The sequence below is a fragment of the Pseudomonas sp. S2_A05 genome (assembly GCF_054668485.1).
Genome location: NZ_CP162775.1, coordinates 408407 through 429710, shown reverse-complemented (window position 1 = coordinate 429710; position 21304 = coordinate 408407). Strand labels below are relative to the sequence as shown.

19 protein-coding genes are annotated in these 21304 nt (G+C 60.2%); all 19 read right to left on the bottom strand.

Annotated elements, in window-relative coordinates:
* Positions 1-45 precede the first annotated feature (45 nt).
* The 19 genes from fliD to rfbF all read right to left on the bottom strand — a co-directional run bounded on the left by fliD (position 46) and on the right by rfbF (position 20597).
* On the bottom strand, positions 46-1494 hold the full coding sequence (gene fliD, locus AB4O12_RS02010) for a flagellar filament capping protein FliD (RefSeq protein WP_095180716.1): 1449 nt from the start codon (positions 1492-1494) through the stop codon (positions 46-48).
* A gap of 82 nt (positions 1495-1576) precedes the next feature.
* Positions 1577-1933, bottom strand: a complete 357-nt coding sequence (locus AB4O12_RS02005; protein WP_041479011.1) for a flagellar protein FlaG — start codon at positions 1931-1933, stop codon at positions 1577-1579.
* 72 nt (positions 1934-2005) lie between these two features.
* Positions 2006-2866 carry a flagellin domain-containing protein gene (locus AB4O12_RS02000; protein WP_016771090.1) on the bottom strand — a complete coding sequence of 287 codons (861 nt, stop codon included), beginning with the start codon at positions 2864-2866 and terminating at the stop codon, positions 2006-2008.
* Positions 2867-3108: 242 nt separating this feature from the next.
* Positions 3109-3375: a hypothetical protein gene (locus AB4O12_RS01995; RefSeq protein ID WP_252877687.1), complete on the bottom strand. Its 267-nt coding sequence runs from the start codon at positions 3373-3375 to the stop codon at positions 3109-3111.
* Positions 3372-4661 (bottom strand): motility associated factor glycosyltransferase family protein, encoded by a 1290-nt coding sequence (locus AB4O12_RS01990; RefSeq protein ID WP_305382442.1) that lies wholly within the window; start codon positions 4659-4661, stop codon positions 3372-3374. The genes AB4O12_RS01995 and AB4O12_RS01990 overlap by 4 nt, the downstream gene beginning before the upstream one ends.
* An 87-nt stretch (positions 4662-4748) precedes the next feature.
* Positions 4749-5675 (bottom strand): ketoacyl-ACP synthase III, encoded by a 927-nt coding sequence (locus AB4O12_RS01985; RefSeq protein WP_016771093.1) that lies wholly within the window; start codon positions 5673-5675, stop codon positions 4749-4751.
* 227 nt (positions 5676-5902) lie between these two features.
* On the bottom strand, positions 5903-6955 hold the full coding sequence (gene pseI / locus AB4O12_RS01980; protein WP_236167929.1) for a pseudaminic acid synthase: 1053 nt from the start codon (positions 6953-6955) through the stop codon (positions 5903-5905).
* Complete coding sequence (pseG, locus tag AB4O12_RS01975) at positions 6948-8453, bottom strand: UDP-2,4-diacetamido-2,4,6-trideoxy-beta-L-altropyranose hydrolase (protein ID WP_460060237.1); 1506 nt, start codon at positions 8451-8453, stop codon at positions 6948-6950. The genes pseI and pseG overlap by 8 nt, the downstream gene beginning before the upstream one ends.
* A complete protein-coding gene (gene pseF / locus AB4O12_RS01970) occupies positions 8450-9145 on the bottom strand; it encodes a pseudaminic acid cytidylyltransferase (protein WP_150636646.1) in 696 nt (231 codons plus the stop codon). The genes pseG and pseF overlap by 4 nt, the downstream gene beginning before the upstream one ends.
* Before the next feature lie 6 nt (positions 9146-9151).
* Complete coding sequence (gene pseC, locus AB4O12_RS01965) at positions 9152-10315, bottom strand: UDP-4-amino-4,6-dideoxy-N-acetyl-beta-L-altrosamine transaminase (protein WP_150636644.1); 1164 nt, start codon at positions 10313-10315, stop codon at positions 9152-9154.
* Entirely contained in the window at positions 10312-11313 is a 1002-nt protein-coding gene (gene pseB / locus AB4O12_RS01960; protein ID WP_041479004.1) for a UDP-N-acetylglucosamine 4,6-dehydratase (inverting), read from the bottom strand. Before pseB ends, pseC begins: the two co-directional genes overlap by 4 nt.
* 28 nt (positions 11314-11341) lie before the next feature.
* Positions 11342-14254: a glycosyltransferase family 2 protein gene (locus tag AB4O12_RS01955; RefSeq protein ID WP_095180709.1), complete on the bottom strand. Its 2913-nt coding sequence runs from the start codon at positions 14252-14254 to the stop codon at positions 11342-11344.
* A 55-nt stretch (positions 14255-14309) separates the two neighbouring features.
* Positions 14310-15047 carry a cephalosporin hydroxylase family protein gene (locus AB4O12_RS01950; protein ID WP_038860482.1) on the bottom strand — a complete coding sequence of 246 codons (738 nt, stop codon included), beginning with the start codon at positions 15045-15047 and terminating at the stop codon, positions 14310-14312.
* A 17-nt stretch (positions 15048-15064) separates the two neighbouring features.
* A complete protein-coding gene (locus tag AB4O12_RS01945; protein WP_056783774.1) occupies positions 15065-16135 on the bottom strand; it encodes a class I SAM-dependent methyltransferase in 1071 nt (356 codons plus the stop codon).
* Positions 16132-16983: an NAD-dependent epimerase/dehydratase family protein gene (locus AB4O12_RS01940; RefSeq protein WP_460060235.1), complete on the bottom strand. Its 852-nt coding sequence runs from the start codon at positions 16981-16983 to the stop codon at positions 16132-16134. The genes AB4O12_RS01945 and AB4O12_RS01940 overlap by 4 nt, the downstream gene beginning before the upstream one ends.
* Entirely contained in the window at positions 16980-18206 is a 1227-nt protein-coding gene (locus tag AB4O12_RS01935; RefSeq protein WP_460060233.1) for a methyltransferase domain-containing protein, read from the bottom strand. The genes AB4O12_RS01940 and AB4O12_RS01935 overlap by 4 nt, the downstream gene beginning before the upstream one ends.
* A complete protein-coding gene (locus AB4O12_RS01930; protein WP_095180705.1) occupies positions 18203-18763 on the bottom strand; it encodes a dTDP-4-dehydrorhamnose 3,5-epimerase family protein in 561 nt (186 codons plus the stop codon). The genes AB4O12_RS01935 and AB4O12_RS01930 overlap by 4 nt, the downstream gene beginning before the upstream one ends.
* Positions 18760-19842, bottom strand: a complete 1083-nt coding sequence (rfbG, locus tag AB4O12_RS01925; protein ID WP_460060231.1) for a CDP-glucose 4,6-dehydratase — start codon at positions 19840-19842, stop codon at positions 18760-18762. The genes AB4O12_RS01930 and rfbG overlap by 4 nt, the downstream gene beginning before the upstream one ends.
* On the bottom strand, positions 19824-20597 hold the full coding sequence (gene rfbF, locus AB4O12_RS01920) for a glucose-1-phosphate cytidylyltransferase (protein ID WP_041478997.1): 774 nt from the start codon (positions 20595-20597) through the stop codon (positions 19824-19826). Before rfbF ends, rfbG begins: the two co-directional genes overlap by 19 nt.
* Positions 20598-21304: the final 707 nt, after the last annotated feature.

Here is a 21304-nt window from a genome sequence, read left to right as displayed (position 1 = left end):
GCGCACGCCGATAAAGCGTAGCCGGGTTTTTGTCGTTACTGACTGTTACTTCGCCGACTGCTGAGCGTTCAGCGAGCTGAAGAACGACGTGATGTTGCTCGCCGTTGCCTTCATCTGCCCTACCAGCAAGTCCATGGCGTTGTACTTGGCGGTCAATGTCGACGTCAGATTGGCAACCCGCAGATCCAGCGCCGCCTGCTGCTTCTGCAAGCCGCTCGTCAGACTCGCCAGGTTGGAGCTGCGCTGATCCAGCAGCCCACCGGTCTTGACGTACGGATCAACCGCCGCAGTCATACGCGCCAACAGACCATTCTTGGCATCGGTGCCGCTGAAGAGCTGCTGAACCTGGCCAGCCATGCCTGGGATTTCCATACGCTTGTTGAACACTGCAGTATCGAGCGTCAGCAAACCGGTTTTACTGTCAGTCAACACACCCATCTGTGAAAGCACGGACAATTGGCCTGCTCCGCCCGCCCCTGGATCTGTCAACTGAGCGCGCACGTCCGCCATCAACGAACGCGGCAGAGCGTCACCAGTGAACGCCGCCGAAACGGTCAGATTGCCATCGGCATCCGGCGTTGCCTTGGACAAGGTGTCGATGGTTTTCTTCAGGGTGTTATAGGAATCGATGAACGATTGCAGCGATGTCTGGATGCCGGCGGTATTGGTCGCAACCGATACAGTAGCCGGCGTTGGCACGCCGCCCACGACGGGACTCGCAGTGACCAGATTCAGCGTCATGCCGCTGATCGCACCGGTGACGGTGTTGGTCTTGCTGGTAACGGCCAGTCCGTCGATGGTCAGGCTCGCGTCCTTGGCCACATCACCGACCGCACCGGATGCCCCTGCCGCAGGACTGTCACCCATCTTCTGGGTGCCATCGATCTCGAGACCGGCGATACCGCTGACCTGCAGGTCCATGCCGGCGCCCGTCTTGTTGGAGCTCAGTACCAGACGCGAGGCGCCGGTACTGTCAGTCACGATGTTCGCGGAAATGCCATTGCTGGACTGCGCGGTGTTGATCGCATCGCGCGTGGACTGCAAGGTGGCATTGGCCGGAATCGCGACATTGTAATCAATGCCATTCTGACTGATTTTCAGAGTACCACTCGGAATGGCACTGGCGGCCCCGCCGGCAAAGGCGGCACTGGCAACTTTGGAGCCGGTGGCCAGGTTTTTCACGACTACGCTGTAAGTACCCGGCACGGCGGTTTTATCCGAAGTGGCACCGACGACAGTTGGCGTATCCGAGGTTGCAGTAAAACCGGCAAACGCCGGGCTTGTTGCCTTGTTCAGATCACCCATCGCTTTCTGATAGGCCGCCAGTGCACTTTTCAGCGAACCAACGCCGGAAATCTTCAGGCTGTTGCTTTTGGTCGCGGTATCGATCTGCGTCTGCTTGGCAGACTTGTCGGCGTTGACCAGCGCGGTCACGATCGCGCCGATGTCCAGGCCGGAACCCAGTCCGGAACCCGGTAAAATTGGACTTGCCATGTGCATCTCCCTTCAGATTGCTGCCATTCTTTTGACCGTTACACGCGTCCTGAGAACGAACAAACACTATTCATGCCATTTATCAGACCTTGGCGTCGAACAATACATGACTTGCATTGGCGAGGCTGTCGGCCAGTTTGAGGGCTTCGGCGGAAGGAATCTGTCGAACGACTTCACCCGTCTCGCTCGCGATCACCTTGACGATGACCTTGCCGGAATGCTCGTCAATCGAGAACTCCAGATTACGCTTGATCGACTGGACGAACTTTTCGATCTCTTGCACCGCCAGCTTCAACTTGGCGCCGTCCGAATCCTGATCCTTGGCAGCGACCGGTGCTTCAGTCTTTTGGACTTTAGGCAGCTCTGACGGTTTGTCAGCAACCGGTGTCACTGGCTTGGGAGCCGGATAAGACACGTTAAGCTTTACGCTCATGTCCATGCCCATCACCTCTTAACGTAAAAAAGCGAGAGAGCACGACAAGCGCACTCCCCCGCCTAAACTTGTTCCGGATTACTGAAGCAGCTTCAGTACAGCGGAAGGCAGTTGGTTGGCTTGAGCCAGTACGGAGGTCGAAGCTTGCTGCAGAGTCTGCTGCTTGGTCAGGTTAGCAGTTTCTGCGGCGAAGTCGGTGTCCTGTACACGACCCTGAGCAGCGGTGGTGTTTTCAGTGATGTTCTGCAGGTTGGAGATGGTGCTGGTCAGACGGTTTTGCGAAGCACCCAGGCTGGCACGGGTTGCACCGATTGCAGCGATAGCGGCGTCGATTGCAGTGATCGCGTTGTCGATGTTCTGCGAAGCAGAACCAGCACCAGTACCCGAAGTACCGGTCAGAACTACAGTACCGCTACCTACCGACAGGCTGACGGCGTCGAACTTGGAGCTCAGTACCAGGTCGATGTGGTTAGCCGAACCGGTGTTTGCGCCAACTTGCAGGGTCACAGTACCAGCCGAACCGTCCAGCAGGTTTTTGCCGTTCAGGTTGGTAGCAGCCGAGATACGGGTGATTTCGTCAGACATCTGAGCGAATTCAGCGTTGGTAGCGGTCTGGTCAGCGGTGCCGTTGGTACCGTTACGAGCTTTAACAGCCAGTTCACGCATACGCTGCAGGATGTCGGTCGAAGCTTGCAGAGCGCCTTCAGCGGTCTGGGCAACGGAGATACCGTCGTTGGCGTTCTGGATGGCCTGGGTGTTACCGCGGATCTGCGAGGACATACGGTTGGAGATCTGCAGGCCAGCGGCGTCGTCTTTGGCGCTGTTGATTTTCAGGCCGGAAGACAGGCGCTGCATCGAGGTGGACAGAGCGTCGGAAGCGCGGTTCAGGTTTTTCTGAACGTTCAACGATGTGGTGTTGGTGTTTACTGTTAAAGCCATGACGAATTCCTCGTTGGTTGGGTACTGCGGCTTCCGGCCCTGGCAACCGCCGGGTATGGCCTAGAGAACCTTCGTAATAGTTATCGTCGGGTTTGCAGGTTGCTTGAGGGCTTTTTGAAAAAATTTTGCCATCACCACGCCACCCCCGAGAAAACAAAGACTTAGCAGCACATCCAGCGCGAAAAAATGACGTCATAAAACCGCCTGTAACGCAAAGCCGCGGGCCAGCGCGGCGCAGCGGTTCAGCGCCTGGCACTTTCCAGCAATTCGACCAGTTCGTATTCCATATAGTCAGCCAGGCCCAACCAGTCCTGGCGCTCCTGACAGTCGAGCATTTGCGTGAGCACCTGTGCCCAGTCCTGCTGCACCTTCTCCGAGGCAGACGCCAGGCATAGTTGAGCCTGTTCGAATACATCGACCATCGTCAACGCCGCCTCGACATCACGCCCCAAGCGAAACAAAGCCGCGCACTGGCGGCACTGATGCTGACTCTGGTTCAGCGCACTCATTGCACGAACTCCGGATTGAAAGCGGTCCCGGCAATCGATGCACCGGCGCGGCTGCTGTTGAGAAACTCGACCTGCGGATGCGCAGCGATATAACGCTCAAGCACACATAGATAGCCGCGAAAATTTAGCTGAGTGCTGACGCGCTGACCATGACCATCGCGCACCCAGTGCCGCGCCTGGGCCAGCGGCGGGCCTAAATCGCCGTCGTCCCAACCGGCGTGGGTCTTGTTCATCGGGAAGGCGAAGTCGGCGCCGAACAGAGTGATTCGACTCGCGCCCATTTTTACCGCGAGATCCACCGCCGGATGGATCACGCTACCGCCGACATGCAGCTCACCGCGTGGATACTGTTCTCGCAGGTCGCTGTAGATCGGGCTGGCCGAATAGCCGCCATAACGCTTGCCCTTCCATGCCTTCAATACCTGCGGATCGCTCATCGGCAAGTACACCAGCGCAATGTTCTCGGACGCCTCGCACGGCAGATGCCGAAAGCCGATGCGCTGATCGATGCTCACCACCAGATCAGGCTCGATGCCGTGCTCACGCAATGGCCGATAGGCCGTATCAACGCAGATGAACAACGGCCGCTCAGCAAGCTGACGGATCGCCGCCAGACGTTCGAAATGCTGCTCCAGTGTCGGCCCGGTGGCGATCACGTAGACTTCGCGCCCGGCGCAGCTACCGAACAACTGCGCCACATCGGCATCGCCAAGCAACACCGGCAGACATTCCTGCAAGCGTTGCTGGATTTCTGGCGACTGCGGATCGAAATCGCGGTTGTTGAACGTCAGGTGCACTTCATTGATCAGCCGATCGCGGATCTTTGCATTGAAGTCATCGGCCAGCAGCATCTCGGCCGGCAAGGCAAAGAATGGCGTGAAGAAGTCAGGATGATCACCGGCGTAAAACAGCTCTACCCGAGGATCCTGCAGCCACTGGCGCTGATCGAGCAGTTGCAGCACCAGCGCGAACAGCGCACCGTTGAGGATGTGTACGTACAGGCGCTCGAGCCCCGCATGTTCAAGAAGCACGGCGGGCAAGTCGCCCAAGCCAGTGCCATAGACGTGAACATGCGGTTTTTCCGGCAGGCTCGCCGCCTGGATTTGCGCCTCATGCAGACGATCATGGCGACTGGTGAGCTGAATGCCATCGACGCTCAGCGTCGAGCCCAGTCCTTGCACGAGTTCGGCCTGCACGGACGCGCTGTCTTCAGCCATCAATCGCTCGAACAGCGCCGGCCAGCGCCGTTGCAATACCTCGGCATTGGCTTGGAAAAACTCGCTCATGGCGCCTCGCGCTCCTTCTCGGGCAAAAAAATAGCGTTCAAGGTTAACCTTGAACGCTATTTTTGTATCAGTGGTTTTTACTGCAGCTTACGGACGATAGATGATCGCCGAGCCCCACGACAGACCGACACCAAAACCGCTCAGCGCAACGCGCTGCCAGTCGGAATCGAGCACATGTTTTTCCAACAGCAGCGGAATGCTCGACGACACGGTGTTGCCGGTCTCGACCATGTCCTTGATGAACTTCTCCGGTTCGCCTTCAAAGCGTCGCGCCACGGCGTCGACAATCGCCGCGCTGCCCTGGTGAATGCAGAATGCGTCGATGTCATCGGCCTTGAGATTGGAATCGTCGAGCAGCTCGTGCAAGTGCGCCGGGACTTTCAGCAGAGCGAAGTTGAAGACCTGACGACCATTCATGAAGAACACGCCGTTGCTGACTTTCAAATGCGGTGCGCCGGAACCGTCGGTGCCGAACTTGGCCTTGCCCAGCGCCCAGGTCGGGTTTTCGCCCATCCAGGTGGCGGTGGCGGCATCGCCAAACAACATGGTGGTGTTGCGGTCTTCCGGGTCAACGATTTTCGAGTACGGGTCAGCGGTGATCAGCAGGCCATTCTTCAGGCCGGCGGCTTCCATGAAGCCCTTGATCGCGTAGATGCCGTAAACATAACCGGAGCAGCCCAAAGAGATATCGAACGCTGCGACATTGGTCGGCAGGCCGAGTTTGTCCTGGACGATTGCTGCTGTGTGCGGCAGGCCTTCTTCATCACCGTTCTGGGTGACGACAATCAACGCGTCGATCGATTCACGCTTCAGTTCAGGGTTGCTGGCAAACAGCGCATTGGCCGCTTCCACGCACAGGTCAGAAGTTTCCTGCTCAGCGTCTTTGCGCGGCAGGAACGCCGAACCGATCTTGCCCAGGATGAATTCTTCATCCTTCTCGAATTTTGCACCTTGTGCGTAATTGTCCACGCCGGCTACAGGAACGTAGCTCGCAATGCTTTTTATGCCAATCATTACGGCTTCCCAATAAAAAACAGCCCAAAACCACCGCTCGCAAGGATTCGAGGGGCGCCGACAAACAGAAAACGGCCGCCACAACGGGCAGCCACGGGAAGCGCAAAGGGCTATCACTGGAACCGCAAAACGGGCCAGGCGCCATCTCCCCGGTCAATACAATACAGTGAAGATGCGCGTTATGACTCGCAGGTCACGCTATTTTGCCGAATCGATGGCAGATTGGCCTATTCGACCAGCGACCAGTCCAGCGGCGTACCGCGCTTGATCGCGGTGCGCGCACGGCGTCCGAGGACGGCTTCGGTGTGCTTGGGCGGTAGACCGAGACCGGGGCGAATGGCGCGCAGATTGTCGCCGGTAAAGGCTTCACCGGCAGCCATGTCAGCGGTGACATACAGCGAGCGGCGATAGACCAGCGACTTGCGCTCGGCCTCGGTCGGACCATACTGAACACGCCCCATGGCCTGCCAGGCACGTTCGGTTTCGACGACCAGACTGGCCAGCTCCGCAGGCTCCAGGGAGAAACTCGCGTCCACGCCACCGGCGGAACGATCAAGGGTGAAGTGTTTCTCCACCACCGTCGCGCCCAGCGCCACCGCCGCCACCGACACGCCAACGCCCATCGAATGATCTGACAGCCCGACCTCGCAACCAAACAACTCACGCAGATGCGGGATCGTGCGCACATTGCTGTTGAGTGGCGTTGCCGGATAAGTGCTGGTGCACTTGAGCAACACCAGATCCTTGCAGCCGGCCTCGCGGGCGGCACGCACGGTTTCATCCAGTTCGGCGATGCTGGCCATGCCGGTGGAGATGATCAGTGGTTTGCCGGTCGCTGCCACTCGACGGATCAACGGCAGATCGGTGTTTTCAAAACTGGCAATCTTGTACGCCGGCACCTCGAGGCCTTCGAGAAAATCCACCGCGCTGTCATCGAACGGCGTCGAGAACGCGAGCATTCCCAACTCTTTGGCCCGAGCAAAAATCGGCGCGTGCCACTCCCACGGTGTATGGGCTTTTTCGTAGAGATCGTAGAGCGACGTGCCGGCCCACAGACTGCCCGGATCCTTGATGAAGAATTCGCCTTCAGCCAAATCCAGGGTCATGGTTTCGGCGGTGTAGGTTTGCAGCTTCAAGGCATGCGCCCCGGCCTTGGCTGCCGCCTCGACGATTTGCAAAGCGACGTCGAGAGACTGGTTATGGTTGCCGCTCATCTCGGCAATGATGAACGGCGGCGCATCGGCACCGATGGTGTGGTGGCCAATCTTGAAACTAGACATGCGGGTGATCCTTCAAAACACGGCTGAACGCGCAGGTTTCCTGGATGAACCCGGCGTCGCGAAAAACTTTCAATGAGGACTGATTGGCGGGCATGACCCGGGCAGTGATGCGTGTCAGTTGCGGCCAGTGCGCAGCGACAAACGCTTCGCCACGGCTGAGCACTGCCCTGCCCCAACCGAGGCCGAAACGCCCTTCCAGCAGATAGATCGACACTTCGGCTTCGAACCCGCGCAAGTCGTAACGCAGCACCCCGACCGGGCCGTCGTCCGCCTCGGCAATCAGTAGCAGTCGCTGCGGATTGCGCAGACTCGCCGTCAGCCAGTGCAGATGCTGCACCCAATCGATAACGCCGGTTTCCAGCGACCAGCGCCGCACTGCTTCGGCATTGCGTCCATCGAACAGCAACTGCGCATCGTCCTGGGTTGCCGGGCGCAGTTTCAGCACCGCACCGGCCAGCGCCGCCGCCACGCGTTCGGCACCGCGTCCGTCGACCAGTTGCCGCGAGCGCTCGGCGAGGCTGCGGCGTAGAAAATGATTGTTTACGACGAAGCCGACCGCATCACGCAACTGCTCGACGCTGACCTGTTCCCGAGCACCCATGAACACATGCGCACCGGCAGCGGCCATGACTTCGCCGTTGGCCTGCTGATTGTTCGCCACGGCGATGCAGATCGTCGGCAAACCCAACGCCGCGCGCTCCCAACTGGTGCCACCGCCGGCGCCGATAAACAGATCGGCCTCAGTCATGCGCTGATGGAAATCGCTGACGAAACTGTGCAGGCGCCAGTTCGGTCGCGTCTCGGCCAACGCTTGCATCTGCGTCCACGCCGGGTTGTCGGCGCCAGCGACGAAGTCCACCTGCAACTCAGTGAAATCAGCCAGCGCCAGCATCGCATGATGAGTCTGCCTCGCCGCGTCGAAACCGCCGAAATTCACCAGCACACGCCGGGCCTTCGGTTTGATCTCGATGGCATCGCAGTTGAATTCTTCGCGCAGCATGGCGTAGCGCGGGCCGAGCAAGGTGCGACAGCCTGGCGGCAGCAGCGCCGCGTAGTTTTCACTCAAGCCCGAGAGGTTCTGATTGAGCAGCAGATCGACGCTGTAACGCCGCGTGGCCAGATCATCCACGGCGGCGATTCGATGCGCCCAGCGCCGGGCAGCGGTTTGCCAGTGATGATCGAGGCCGTAATGGTCGACGATGATCCAGTCGAACGGTGCCTGCCCATCCAGCAGCAGGCCCAGTGCATCAATATCGAACTGCCACGGCAACATCGATTCGATGGCCTGCAGCGGGTCTTCGTCGCGATAGCGCTCGGGCAGTGCAAAGGTCTCGAAGCCTTCGGCATTCAAGGCTTCGAGTCGATGCCCCGGCAAACGCCGACAGGCAAACGCAACATGACTGCCCTGCCCGCGCAGCATCCGCGCCAGAGTCACGCAGCGGGCAATGTGGCCGCTGCCGATGGTTGGCGAGGCGTCGGCGCGGATCAGCACTCTCATTGCAGTTCTCCGCCGGCTCTGAGTGCGGCGTACAGATATTCGGCGCGTTGCCAGTCTTCGGGCGTGTCGATGTCCTGGACCAAATGACGCGGCAGGATCACCGGCAGGCTCGCTGGCGAAAACAGCGTCTCGCCACGCAGCCACGCTTCGCTGCGCCCCCAGTAAAATTGCCCGGCATCCTGAAACGCTTCGGGCAGATCCTGCGAACGGGTGGTACGAAATTCGGGGTACATGGACATCAAAGCGCCCTCCTCGTCGAGGGTCAGTGCGCGCTGCACCGGGAAACCGAAACCGCACACCGAAAAGGCAAACGACTTGTGCGGATGCTGCTTGAGCAAATCCAGACCCTGACGCAGATAACGCGCCTGCAACAACGGCGCGGTCGCGTACACGCAGCAGGCGTAATCGAACGTCGGCAATTGCTGCAAAGCATGCACGATCACCGCAGCGGTACCGGTGAAATCATCGGCCAGATCGGCCGGTCGCATGAACGGCACTTCAGCGCCATGTGCTCGTGCGACGTCGGCGATTTCGTCATCGTCGGTGCTGACCACAACGCTCTCGAACAGCCCTGACTCCAGCGCCGTGCGAATCGTGCGGACGATCATCGGTACGCCGTCGAACGGTTTGAGATTCTTGCGCGGAATGCGCTTGCTGGCACCACGGGCGGGGATGATCGCGACGCAGCTCACGGTGCCTTACTCCTCAAGCAGCAGCCGACGCAGTTGCTCGACCACCTGATCCTGTTGTGCCTCACTGAGCAAAGGGAACAGCGGCAAGCTGAGCGCCTCGGCGTAATAGCGCTCGGCCTCGGGAAAATCGCCCTCGGCAAAGCCCAGCTCTCGATAGTAAGGCTGCAAGTGCACGGGAATGTAGTGCAGATTGACGCCGATGCCAGCGTTGCGCAAACCTTCGAACACTTGGCGATGACTGAGGTTGCAGCGCTCGGTCTGCAAGCGCACCACATACAGGTGCCACGCCGAATCGGCTTCCGGCTGCGCGCTCGGCAAGGTCAGCGGCAGGTAGGCGAGCAACTGATCGTAACGCGCGGCCAGTTCCCGGCGACGTGCGACAAACTCATCAAGTTTGCGTAGTTGCGACAGTCCCAGCGCCGCTTGCAGATCGGTGATCCGGTAATTGAAGCCCAGCTCGACTTGCTGGTAATACCACGCCCCGTGGCTCGGCTCGGTCATGTGCTCGGGATCGCGGGTCATGCCGTGGCTGCGCAGGCGTCGCAGACGTTCGGCCAGCACCGGGCGATTGGTCAGGACCATGCCGCCTTCGGCGCTGGTAATGATTTTCACCGGGTGAAAACTGAACACCGTCATTGCCGCAAACTCGCCACAACCGACCGGGCGGCCGGCGTAGCTCGCGCCCACTGCGTGGGAGGCGTCTTCGATCACGGTGAAGTTGTAGCGCACCGCCAGTTCGGCGATGCGCCGCATATCGCAGCTCTGCCCGGAGAACGCGACGGCGACGAGGACTTTCGGCAACGTGCCGTCGCGCTCGGCCTGTTCCAGCTTCGCTTCAAGGGCAAAGGCATCGAGGTTCCAGGTCAGCGGATCGATGTCGACGAAATCAACATCAGCGCCGCAATAACGCCCGCAATTGGCCGAGGCAAGAAAGGTGTTTGGCGAGGTCCACAAGCGATCGCCCGGCCCCAGGTCAGCAGCCAGACAGGCAATGTGCAGCGCCGCCGTGGCATTGCACACCGCTACGGCGAAATCCGCCTGACAGCGCTCGGCCATCGCCTGCTCGAAACGTTCTATGGTCGGCCCCTGGGTCAGCCAGTCCGATTGCAGGACTTCGACCACCGCGTCGATGTCCGCCTGATCAAGGCTCTGCCGACAGTAAGGGATCATACCGACAGCTTCGCGTGCAGATCGGCGATCTGCCCCACTGAAAGGAAATGCGGGTTGGTGTCCGAGCGATACTCGAAATCCTCGCCCACCGCACGGCCACGTTCACCGAGTTTATCGACGGCGAAATCGACGTCGACGCTGGTAAAACGAATCGACGGCTGAATCGTGTAGTGATCCTCGAACTCCAGGGTCATGCGCGCATCGTCCAGCGGCACCATCAGTTCATGCAGCTTTTCGCCCGGACGAATGCCGACGTTTTTGTGCGGCAGATGTTCAGCCATGCCGCGCGCCAGATCGACGATGCGGATCGACGGGATCTTCGGCACGAACACTTCGCCGCCGTGCATCCGCGCAAAGCTGTCGAGGACGAACTGCACGCCGTGGTCGAGGGTGATCCAGAACCGCGTCATGCGCTCGTCGGTGATCGGCAATTCTTGCGCGCCGTCAGCGATCAGCTTGCTGAAAAACGGCACCACCGAGCCGCGCGAGCCAGCGACGTTGCCGTAGCGCACCACGGCGAAACGGGTCTGCTGCTCGCCGGCAATGTTGTTGGCGGCGACGAACAATTTGTCCGAAAGCAACTTGGTCGCGCCGTACAGATTGATCGGGCTGGCCGCCTTGTCGGTGGACAGCGCGACGACTTTCTTTACGCCGTTATCGATCGCAGCGGCGATGATGTTTTCCGCGCCGTTGACGTTGGTACGGATGCATTCGGTCGGGTTGTATTCCGCCGCCGGCACCTGCTTTAGCGCGGCGGCATGCACCACGTAATCGATACCGCGCATGGCCTGACGCAAGCGGTCGGCGTCACGCACGTCACCGATGAAATAACGCATGCACGGCGCATTGAAGGTCTGCTGCATCTCGTACTGTTTCAGCTCGTCGCGGGAGAACACCACCACGCGCTTGGGCTGGTATTGCTCCAGCAAGCGACGGATGAAGTTGCGCCCGAACGAGCCGGTGCCGCCGGAGATGAAGATCGATTTACCGTTGAACATTTTTTCAATTCCGTCCCTGTCGCCAGGCTTAAGCGAGCAACTGTGCCCAGTCCAGTGAAGCATTGTCATCGAGCACGAAGCCTTTGCCCTTCAGGCTCAGGTTCGCGTTGTAGGCCTGATCCTGAACGAATGCCGCCGGCCATTTTTCGCGCAGGGCCAGCAGCGCTTGCGGGGCGTCAGGCATACCGCCCTGATGGATGACTTGCACCGCCGGAGTCCATACCGTCAGATAACCGGCTTGCCCGGCGCTCAGGCACAGATCGACATCGCTGAAGCCTTCGGCAAATGTGCTTTCGTCCAGACCGCCGAGCGCCTCGTACAACTCTTTGCGGACCATCAGGCACACGCTCGATACCGCCGAGTAGTTCTGTTCCACCGCCAAGCGGTGCAGGTAACCGTCGGCATCGTGATCTTCACCGACGAAGGGCGAATCGACCCCGCCATTCATGCCCAGGATCAATCCCGCCTGGCTGATCTTGCGATCACGGTCGATCAGTTTTGGCCCGACCACGCCGACCTCCGGACGCAGAGCATGGTTGAGCAAAGAGTCGAGCCAGTTCGGATTGACCACTTCCGCATCGGCGGCGAGCAGCACCAGGTACTCGCCACGCGCCTGACGACTGCCCGCGTTGAATAATCCTGCTGCGCTCAACGTCCGATCAGTACGCAGCACCTGCACTCTGGAGTGCTTGTAAGTGCCGAGCCAGTCATTGATCTCAGCCGTCTGATCCGCAGTCGCGGCGATCAGCACTTCATAGTGATGGTAACGGGTACGCAGCAACACACCTTCAAGGCAACGTTGCAGCACCGCCAAATCGCTGCCCGCCGGAATAATGATCGACACCAGCGGACGATCACTGTGGTGGTAGTCGATCTGGTAAACCCCCGGGACCGCTGACGTCACTTTGCCCTTGTAACCGCGATTGCCCAAATGGCGCAGCAGCGCCAGGCGCTCGTCAGCATTCTCGACCAGCTCTGGTGCCTGGCTGATCAATAGCGGCTCGTCGAGGTGAGCCAGGCTGTTGAGGCCGTGTTCTTCGATAAGACGCAGCAGCACATCGAGCTCCAGTGCCTGACTGAAATCAGCGCGATAGCCGCCGATTTCGACCAGCGCATCGCGCCGTACCAGCCAGTGCCGCGCCATCAGCGTTGGCAGGCTCAGCAGCAGATCAAGGTTGAAGCCCGGCCGGAACACGTCGGTCAGGGCACCGTTTTCCTGACGCTGGATTTCGTCGGTGGATACCGCGCGGCAATCGCCGGCGTTCATCAACTCCAGGCTGGCGCGCAACAATCCGCTGGCAGTGAACTCATCACCGGCTTCAGCCAACAGCAGCCAGTCACACGGCGATTGACGAGCGCTTTGATTGAGCTTGTCGATCAGATTGCCCGCGGTCACTCGGACAAAATGCAGGGTGTTCTGCGCCGTGGTCGCGGCGGGCGCTTCGCCGGTGGTGAACACGACAATGCGGAAGGCCTTGCACTGCCCTTCCAGCAAGCTGTCGAGAGACACCTGAAGCTTGTCGATGTCGTCGTCCAGATCCAGCAGAAAAATGCCGAACTGCGGCCCGCCGCCATTCACCGCCAGATGTTGGCCGATTGCCTCGAGGTGAGCGCCGGGCGCACGTGCGGCCAGCCAGTTGAGCAGGCGACCGGACTGCATCTTGTCCATGACCGCATGATGGTCATCGACGGTCAACGCTTCGAGACGCTCGATCCAGGCCTGCATCGCTTGCGCCTCTTCGGCTTGGCCCATCGCAGTCAGCTGAGCCGCCAGCCGCTTGATCACGGTGCGATTGAACGCATTGAGATCGTGAGCCTGCCACAAACGGTCGAGAACGCTTTCCGGCGTGTCGTTGTTGCGTGCTTGCAGCAAGTGCGCCTGACGGGTCCAGACGCCCTCCAGGCCTTCAAGCTGGATGCGCCCCGCCGGCATGGCGTGCAGCATGAATTCGAACTGCGCCAGGCGGTCGAAAAATGCCTCGTTGTAGAACGGCATTTCCACGTACTGCAAAGGCCCGAAACGACGATCCGGGTACTTGAGCTCCTGATTCCAGGTGGACTGGATGATCAGCTCCGCAGTCAGCGCTCGATTCGATTGCAGGCTGTCGACCATTGCCTCGAAGCTTTGCAGGGCAAGCGCTTTGCCCTGCTCGGCGTTCAGCCCTTTGATCTGGGTTGGCAGCGCGGCAAGGAACTCGGCAAAGGCTTCACGCTCGGCGACCGATTTGGCATCGACGTAGGTCAGCGAGTGATACACCTCGGTGCTGTGCTCGGAGGCACCGTAGTTGATCTCCCGAACCACATAAGGGATCGGCAGAATCCGTGCTTTGGCACTGGCCAGCAGGAAATAGACATGGCCGATTTCCTGCCACTGGAAGCTGGTGCCGGGTGGCAATGCCGAGTGCCAGGTCTTCATCAGATCAGTACGGGTCACCGCATAGAACGGCGGGATGTACTGGCTCATGTAATCGATGACCCGCTCCTGAGCCTGTTCAGAGCAGTAGTCTTCCTGGACCTTTTTGTCGCGGCGGTAGTAGCTGACGCCACCGGCCAGCGTCAGGTACATCAGGCAGTAGCCGTGGCACATGCCGTAATCCGGATTGGCCTGCAGGAAACCCACGGATTCGGCCAATGAATCATGCAGGATGAAGTCGTCATCGGCCGCCAGCACCATGTACGGCGTGGTCAGTTGCTCGACACCATAGGCCAGTTTGGCCTGCATCCCCCAGTACGCGAATTGCGGCACATGATGGTAATCGACGGCGGAAAAATCGCCTTCCGGACGTTCCGGCGAGGAGTCGAGCACCATGATCTTGCAGGGCAAGTCGCTGTAATACTTCACAGCCCGACGCAGGAACGCCGGTCGGTTGTGGGTAATGAGCACCACCGTCAACAGCTCATCAAGCGGTAGCGTCAGTTCAGAACTGTACTTGCCTTGCATAACTTCTCTCCACAACCGGCGACTCGCCGAAACAACTCTGGGTAAATGTTGCGAATTAACGAACGCGACGCAGGTAGCCGTCCGGCGCCACGGTGATCAGCAGTTTGTTCTGCAATTGCTGGTCGATTTCGAAGTCCTGGTTCTCTTCCAGGTACTTCCACACGGCGGTTTTCGGGTTGTCGCCCGGGCCCCATGGACGATCCGGGAAGAAATCGGCCGGCATGTCTTCAACCACGGTGTCCATGACCACGCAATAGCTGTCGACCGACACCAGCGGCGCGTAGAGGCGCAGCTCTTCGAGCACGTGATCGTGGGTGTGATTGGAGTCGAGGACCAGAATGACTTTCTTGCCTTTGGCGGCGGCCTGCACCTGAGCGGCAATGGCCGGGTCGATGCTTGAGCCTTCGATCATCTTGATGCGCTTGGCCATCGGGTGGCTTTCGATGGCTTCACGGTTGTGCGGACGAATGTCGAGGTCGATGCCGAGCACTTCGCCGTGGCCTTGCAGCTCGAGCAGCGAGGCGTAGTAGATGATCGAACCGCCGTGGGCAATGCCGCACTCGATAACCAGGTCCGGCTTGACCTGCCAGATGATCTCCTGCATGGCCATCATGTCTTGCGGCAGCTGGATGATCGGGCGGCCCATCCACGAGAAGTGGTAGCTGTATTTGTGCTTGGCCGATTCGTTGAAGAAATCGCGGGCCAGGCCGGTCAGTTTGGGGTCGTCACCTTGCTGGGCGATCTGCTCGCGGCACTCGGCTTCGAAGGCTTGGTTGATGCTGTTGTCGGTCATGTTGGTCATCTCAAGGGTCACTGAAACGAAGCGCTGTCGACGGCGTGATAGACGTAGCGTCCACCGGTCATCCGCTTGATCTCTTCGAGGTAATTGGAATTCATCACAAACAGGTGCGCGCCTTCCGGCAGCGCATCCATGGCCTCTTGCGGCGAGGACACGCGCGCGCCGCTCAGCGGCAGATAACGCCCCTGCTTGGCCGGGTTGATATCGACTACGCGATCGACCGCAACGCCGGCGCGTTGCAGGTACAGCGAATAGATCACGCCTTTGGACGAGGCACCCCAGATCGCCGAACCCTGCGCAGGCGCCGAGCGGATGATCTGCACAGCACGGTCGAGGCTGGCGCTGAAATCTTCAGGCAGAGTCAGGCGCGGCACCGGTTGTTCGGGTATCAGGCGCAACGTCGACAGATCAGCGACGATGTACAGATATTGGCCGCCGAACAGATGCCCGGCCTCGTGCACCGTGCCGAACATCCGGCGCAGGTCATCGAGGCGGAAATAATTGACGTGTTCGTAGAACAGGTCGAACCAGGCCTTGTGCTCGAGGATCCAGTCCAGGCACGGCACTTCGATATAGATCTGCCCGCCCTGATTGGCCTCGGCGATCACGGCCAGAAAGCTCACCGGGTCTTCGATGTGCTCCAGCACATGACGCAGCACAATGGCATCTGCCGCCAGGCCGAGGCCGCGCGTAAACGGCGCCTTGATCACCTCGGGGTTTTCGCCTTCATAAGCCGGGTCGATGCCGGTAATCGAATAGCCGAGGCCTTTGAGCAGCTCGAGAAAGTAGCCCTTGCCGCAGCCGACCTCGATCAGCTCGCGGCCCTTGAAGTGCTTGCCGATGATGCCTTCGACATCGCGCAGGTGTTGCTGGAACTGGCCGGAGTGCGCCTGCTCGTTCTGATAGTCGGCGTCATAACTGAGCTTGTCGGCATCGAACGCGGCGTTGAAGACCAGACCGCTACGCTCGTCCTGAACCAGGACCATGTCGGCGCTGGCCGAGGCCCGCGCCGATTCGGCATCGGCGAAAGTGCGGTTCTGCAACACCGGCAGGCCGGTGGCCCGGTACAACTCGTGCCTCATGGCGACTCTCCCAATAACTGTTGCAAGCGCTCGGTGACGGCCCAGAACGCCAGCGGTTCGTGGGTCGGATACGGGTAATGGCCGAGGTTCAGATCCAGGGTTGCGCCACGCTCACGCAAGCGCTGTTCGACCAGCGCACGCACCGACACCGGATGGCCGCTGGCGCAGTTGATCACGCCACCAAAGTCGCGCTGATGGAGGATCGCGGCGAGATGACTCGCGGCGGTTTCAATCGCGAGGAAATCGCGCAACTGCTCACCGGCCGACATGTTGAACGACGCCTCGCCGCTATCGATTGCCCGGTCCAGCGCGGCCAACAGGCTGTTGGGGTTCTGCCCTTCGCCGTGCAGATAGAACAAGCGCGCCCATTGCAGGGTGAACGGTTGCTCCTGCTGCAGATTCTGCAGAAACAGGTGCAGCGTATGTTTGGCCAGACCGTAGGGATTGCTCGGCCGTGGCTCGGTTGACTCGCTGAGCGGACCGCTCTGCATGCCGTATTCGAAGCAGGTGCCGGTCACCAGCACCTGCGACACGCCCGCCTCTATCGCGTTTTTGATAAAGCGGTAATCGGCCATCAGGTTGTGCTCGAAATGAAACAGCGCCCGATAGTTCGGCAACCCCGGCCAGGCCAGATGCGCCAGCGCGTCGATGCCTTCGGTCAGCGCGACGACATTCAGGTCGGCAGCGTGAATGTCTGCCGCGACGAATTCGACGTGGTTAATCCATGGCATGCCCTGCGCGGTTTCTGCGTTGCGCGCCACCGCGCGGACTTCGCAGCCGCGCTCAAGCAATGCAGCAACCAGATGCCGACCGACAAAGCCTGTGGCGCCAGTGACCAGAACTTTCACAGCACTTTCAACTCAGGCACGGCGATGACGAAGCGCCCGTCCCACTGACGCACCTGCGCCAGTTGCTGACTGACTTCGTGCAGCAGGTTCCAGGGCAGCACCAGCACGTAGTCCGGTTGCTCAATGTCGATCTGCGCTGGCGCAACAATCGGGATGCGACTGCCCGGCAAGAACTTGCCCTGTTTGTGCGGGTTGGCATCGGCCACCCAGGACAGCAGATCAGCTTTGACTCCGGCGTAGTTGAGCAAGGTATTGCCCTTGGCCGCCGCGCCGTAACCGACCACACGTTTGCCGTCGGCTTTGGCCTGCAACAAGAAGCGCAGCAGGTCATGTTTGATGCGTTCGGCAGCAGGCGCGAGGGTCGCGTAGTACTCAGGGGTTTTTACCCCGGCAGCGAGTTCGGCCTGCAGTTGTTGCTGAACTGCCGGGAGAACAGCGCGGCGCCGGCCGTCCTTGCGCTGCACGAATACGCGCAGCGAGCCGCCGTGAGTGCTCAACTGGCTGACGTCGAACACTTCCAGGCCATTGCGCTCGCACAGGGTCTGCACGGCGGTCAGCGACAGGTAGGAATAATGTTCGTGATACAGCGTGTCGAACTGCGCGCCAGCCATCAGCGTCAGCAGTTGCGGAAACTCGAAAGTGGCGACGCCGGTCGGCTTGAGCAGCGTCGCGAAGCCGGCGAGGAAATCGTTGATGTCCGGCACATGGGCGAGCACGTTGTTGGCCGCCATCAGGTCGGCGCTCCAGCCTTCGTTGCGCAATTGCGTGGCGGTGTCGCGGCCGAAGAACAGCTCGCGAATTTCCAGGCCTTTCTCGCGTGCAGCCTGTGCGGTGCTGCGAGTCGGCTCGACGCCCAGGCACGGGATCCCGCGCGCGGCGACGTATTGCAGCAGGTAACCATCGTTGGCGGCGACTTCAACCACGCGGCTGTCAGCGTTCAAACCGAAACGCTCGCTCATCTCGGCGACATAGCGCTCGGCGTGATTGAGCCAAGTGCTGGAGAACGAACTGAAGTAGGCGTACTCGGCATCGAACAGGCTGTCGGCACTGGTGTAATCCTCGGTCTGCACCAGCCAGCATTGCTGGCACACCGCGACTTTGAGCGGGACCCATTGCTCGGCCTGTTCCAGACGATCGGCATGCACGTAGGCGTTGGACGGCGGCGAAGTACCGAGGTCGATCAGCGGCAGATTCAGCGGTGCGGCGCACCCACGGCAATTCATAGACGCACTCCAGCAAAGTGTTGATCGAGCGCAGGATGGCTGGAATCGCGCGCTGACAAATTATTGACAGGCAACGGCCAGGCAATCGCCAGCCGAGGATCGTTCACCGACAAGCCGCCCTCGTGCTCCGGCGCGTAATCGGCGCTGTGCAGATAGAGCAATTCGGCGTCTGCGGTAAGCGTCTGAAAGCCATGAGCGAAACCGGCCGGAATCAACAGGCTGCGGCCATCGCCCGCCTTCAAGTGCTCGGCGTGCCAGTGCAAAAACGTCTCCGAGTCCGGCCGCAGATCCACCGCCACATCCCAGACCTCACCGCGCAGGCACGTGATCAGTTTGGCTTCCGGGGCGTTGGCATTCTGATAATGCAGGCCACGCACACTGCCCTTCTCGCGGGTGCAGGAGTGGTTGATCTGGCGGATATGAAATTCATTGCCGAACGCAATCAGGCTGCCCTCGCAGAACAACCGGGCGAAGTGCCCGCGCTGATCTTCGAAACGTTTGTGCTGAACGCTGAACAGACCGGCCAATGGCAACGCTTTCAGGGAAAACTCGCTCACAGCGCGCCTCGGTACAGATTCAACTGGCCCAGAGTTACGGCGCGCATGTCATCGCCGTTCTGCCACGCCAAGTGCCAGTCGAGGGTCTGGGCCAGGCATTGCTGCAAGGTCCAGCGCGCTTGCCAACCCAGCAATTGCCGCGCACGGCTGCTGTCCAGGCGCAGCAGGCCGGCTTCATGCAGTTCGCTTTTTTCGATACGCAAACCAGGTGCCTGCGGCCAGCGGCTGGCGAGCAATTCGACGACTTCGCCGACGCTGCACATGTCCGCCTCACCGGGGCCGAAGTTCCACGCGCCGGCATACTCCGGACCTCGCGCATAAAGGCCTGCGGCCAATTGCAGGTAACCCGCCAGCGGTTCAAGGGCGTGCTGCCATGGGCGCACGGCTTGCGGGTAACGCAGGGTCACCGGCTCGTCGGCACTCCATGCTTTCAATACGTCGGGAATCAGTCGCTCCGGGGCAAAGTCACCGCCGCCCAGCACATTGCCGGCGCGTGCGGTCGCCAGGGCCAAACCATGCTCGGCATGTTTGTCCGCCGGGAAGAACGACGCGGCATACGACTGCGCGAGCAACTCGCAGCAGGCCTTGCTGCTGCTGTAAGGATCGTGGCCACCGAGGGCTTCGTCTTCGCGGTACGGCCACAGCCATTCCTTGTTGGCGTAGACCTTGTCGGTAGTGACCAGCACGCAGGCGCGCACGCCGCCGACCTGACGAATCGCTTCGAGCAGGTTCAGCGTGCCCATGACATTGCTTGAATAGGTGCCGAGCGGATCGCGATAGCCCTCGCGCACCAAGGGCTGCGCCGCCAGATGCAGGACGATCTCCGGTTCGGTCTCGGCGATGATTTCCAGCAAGGCGCCGAGGTCACGCAAATCGCCGCGCTGGTCGTTGATGCCTTCGTGTACGCGCGCCAGTGCGAACAGGCTTGGCTCAGTCGACGGATCCAGCGAAAAACCGCTGACCTGCGCGCCGAGGCTTTGCAGCCAAAGGGTCAGCCAACTGCCTTTGAAACCAGTGTGTCCGGTGACGAGAACGCGCTTGCCACGCCAGAACTCCGCACTCAAGCCCATTGCTTCCATGGGGCCTCCCCGCTCTGCCACAGCGCTTCGAGATGGTTCTTGTCGCGCAGGGTGTCCATCGGATGCCAGAAACCTTCGTGCTCGAAGGCTTTCAGTTGTTCGTCCTGAGCCAGACGGGCCAACGGCTCGGCTTCCCAGGTGGTGCTGTCATCGCTGATGTAGGGCAGCACTTTTGGCGACAGCACGAAGAAACCGCCATTGATCCAGCCACCGTCACCACGAGGTTTTTCAGTGAAACCCAGCACCTGGTCACCTTGCCGTTCAAGCGCGCCGTAACGACCTGGCGGCTGCACCGCAGTGACGGTCGCCAGGCGGCCGTGAGCCTTGTGATAGTCGACCAGCTCAGCAATATTGATGTCGGAAACGCCATCGCCATAGGTGAAGCAGAACGCCTCTTCATCCTTGAGATAACGCGCGGCACGCAACAGGCGGCCACCGGTCATGGTTTCCTCGCCGGTGTCGATGAGGGTCACACTCCACGGCTCGCTGTAATTCTGATGGACGTCCATGCGGTTGTTGCGCATGTCGAAAGTGACGTCGGATGTATGCAGGAAGTAGTTGGCGAAGAAGTCCTTGATCGCGTAGCCCTTGTAGCCCAGGCAAATGACGAAGTCGTGGATCCCGTGGGCGGAATACTGCTTCATGATGTGCCAGAGAATTGGCTTGCCGCCAATCTCGATCATCGGCTTGGGCTTGAGGTGCGACTCTTCACTGATGCGCGTGCCGAGGCCACCCGCCAAAATTACTGCCTTCATCGTCTCCCCTCTCGTACGTCACCGGGCTGCGCACTGCTTTTTTGAGCGTCGCAGGCCTTCTGGCCAAACCTTCTGCCGCTACGGGCGCAGGAGGAAACACCGCGAGCGCTCGTTTTATGGCGATTTGCGGGGCACTTGCAGGAAACGCGCCAGCTCGTAGCCGGGTTTTGGGAGATAGCTGATAGAGGCTTCGATGGAAGTGGCAACAGAATGACGGACGGGCTGAGGGCGTGGAGGGGCAAGAGATCAAAAGCCAAAGCAAAAGATCGTCCGATCGCAGCCCGAGCCTTCGCCAATTCCAACAGTTGGATCGCGTGCGTCCAGCAAGAAATGGGTCGGCGGTCAGGCCGCCTTCGCGAGCAGGCTCGCTCCCACAGAACAGCAAGAGCAAGAGCAAGAGCAAGAGCAAGAGCAAAAGATCGCAGCCTTCGGCAGCTCCTACAGTTGGATCGTGGGCATTTGGGAGAAATGGGTTGCTCGGCAGGCCGCCTTCGCGAGCAGGCTCGCTCCCACAAAAGCAAAAGCAAAGCAAAGCAAAGCAAAGCAAAGCAAAGCAAAGCAAAGCAAAGCAAAGCAAAGCAAATCAAATCAAAGCAGCGCAGCTGCCCGCGGCAAAGCCGCCCCACTCAACAATGAGCGCAAGCTCGAGTGCTTTTGATCTTGATCCACCGGCGACGTCGGAAGGCTGAGTGGAGGGATTGATCCGG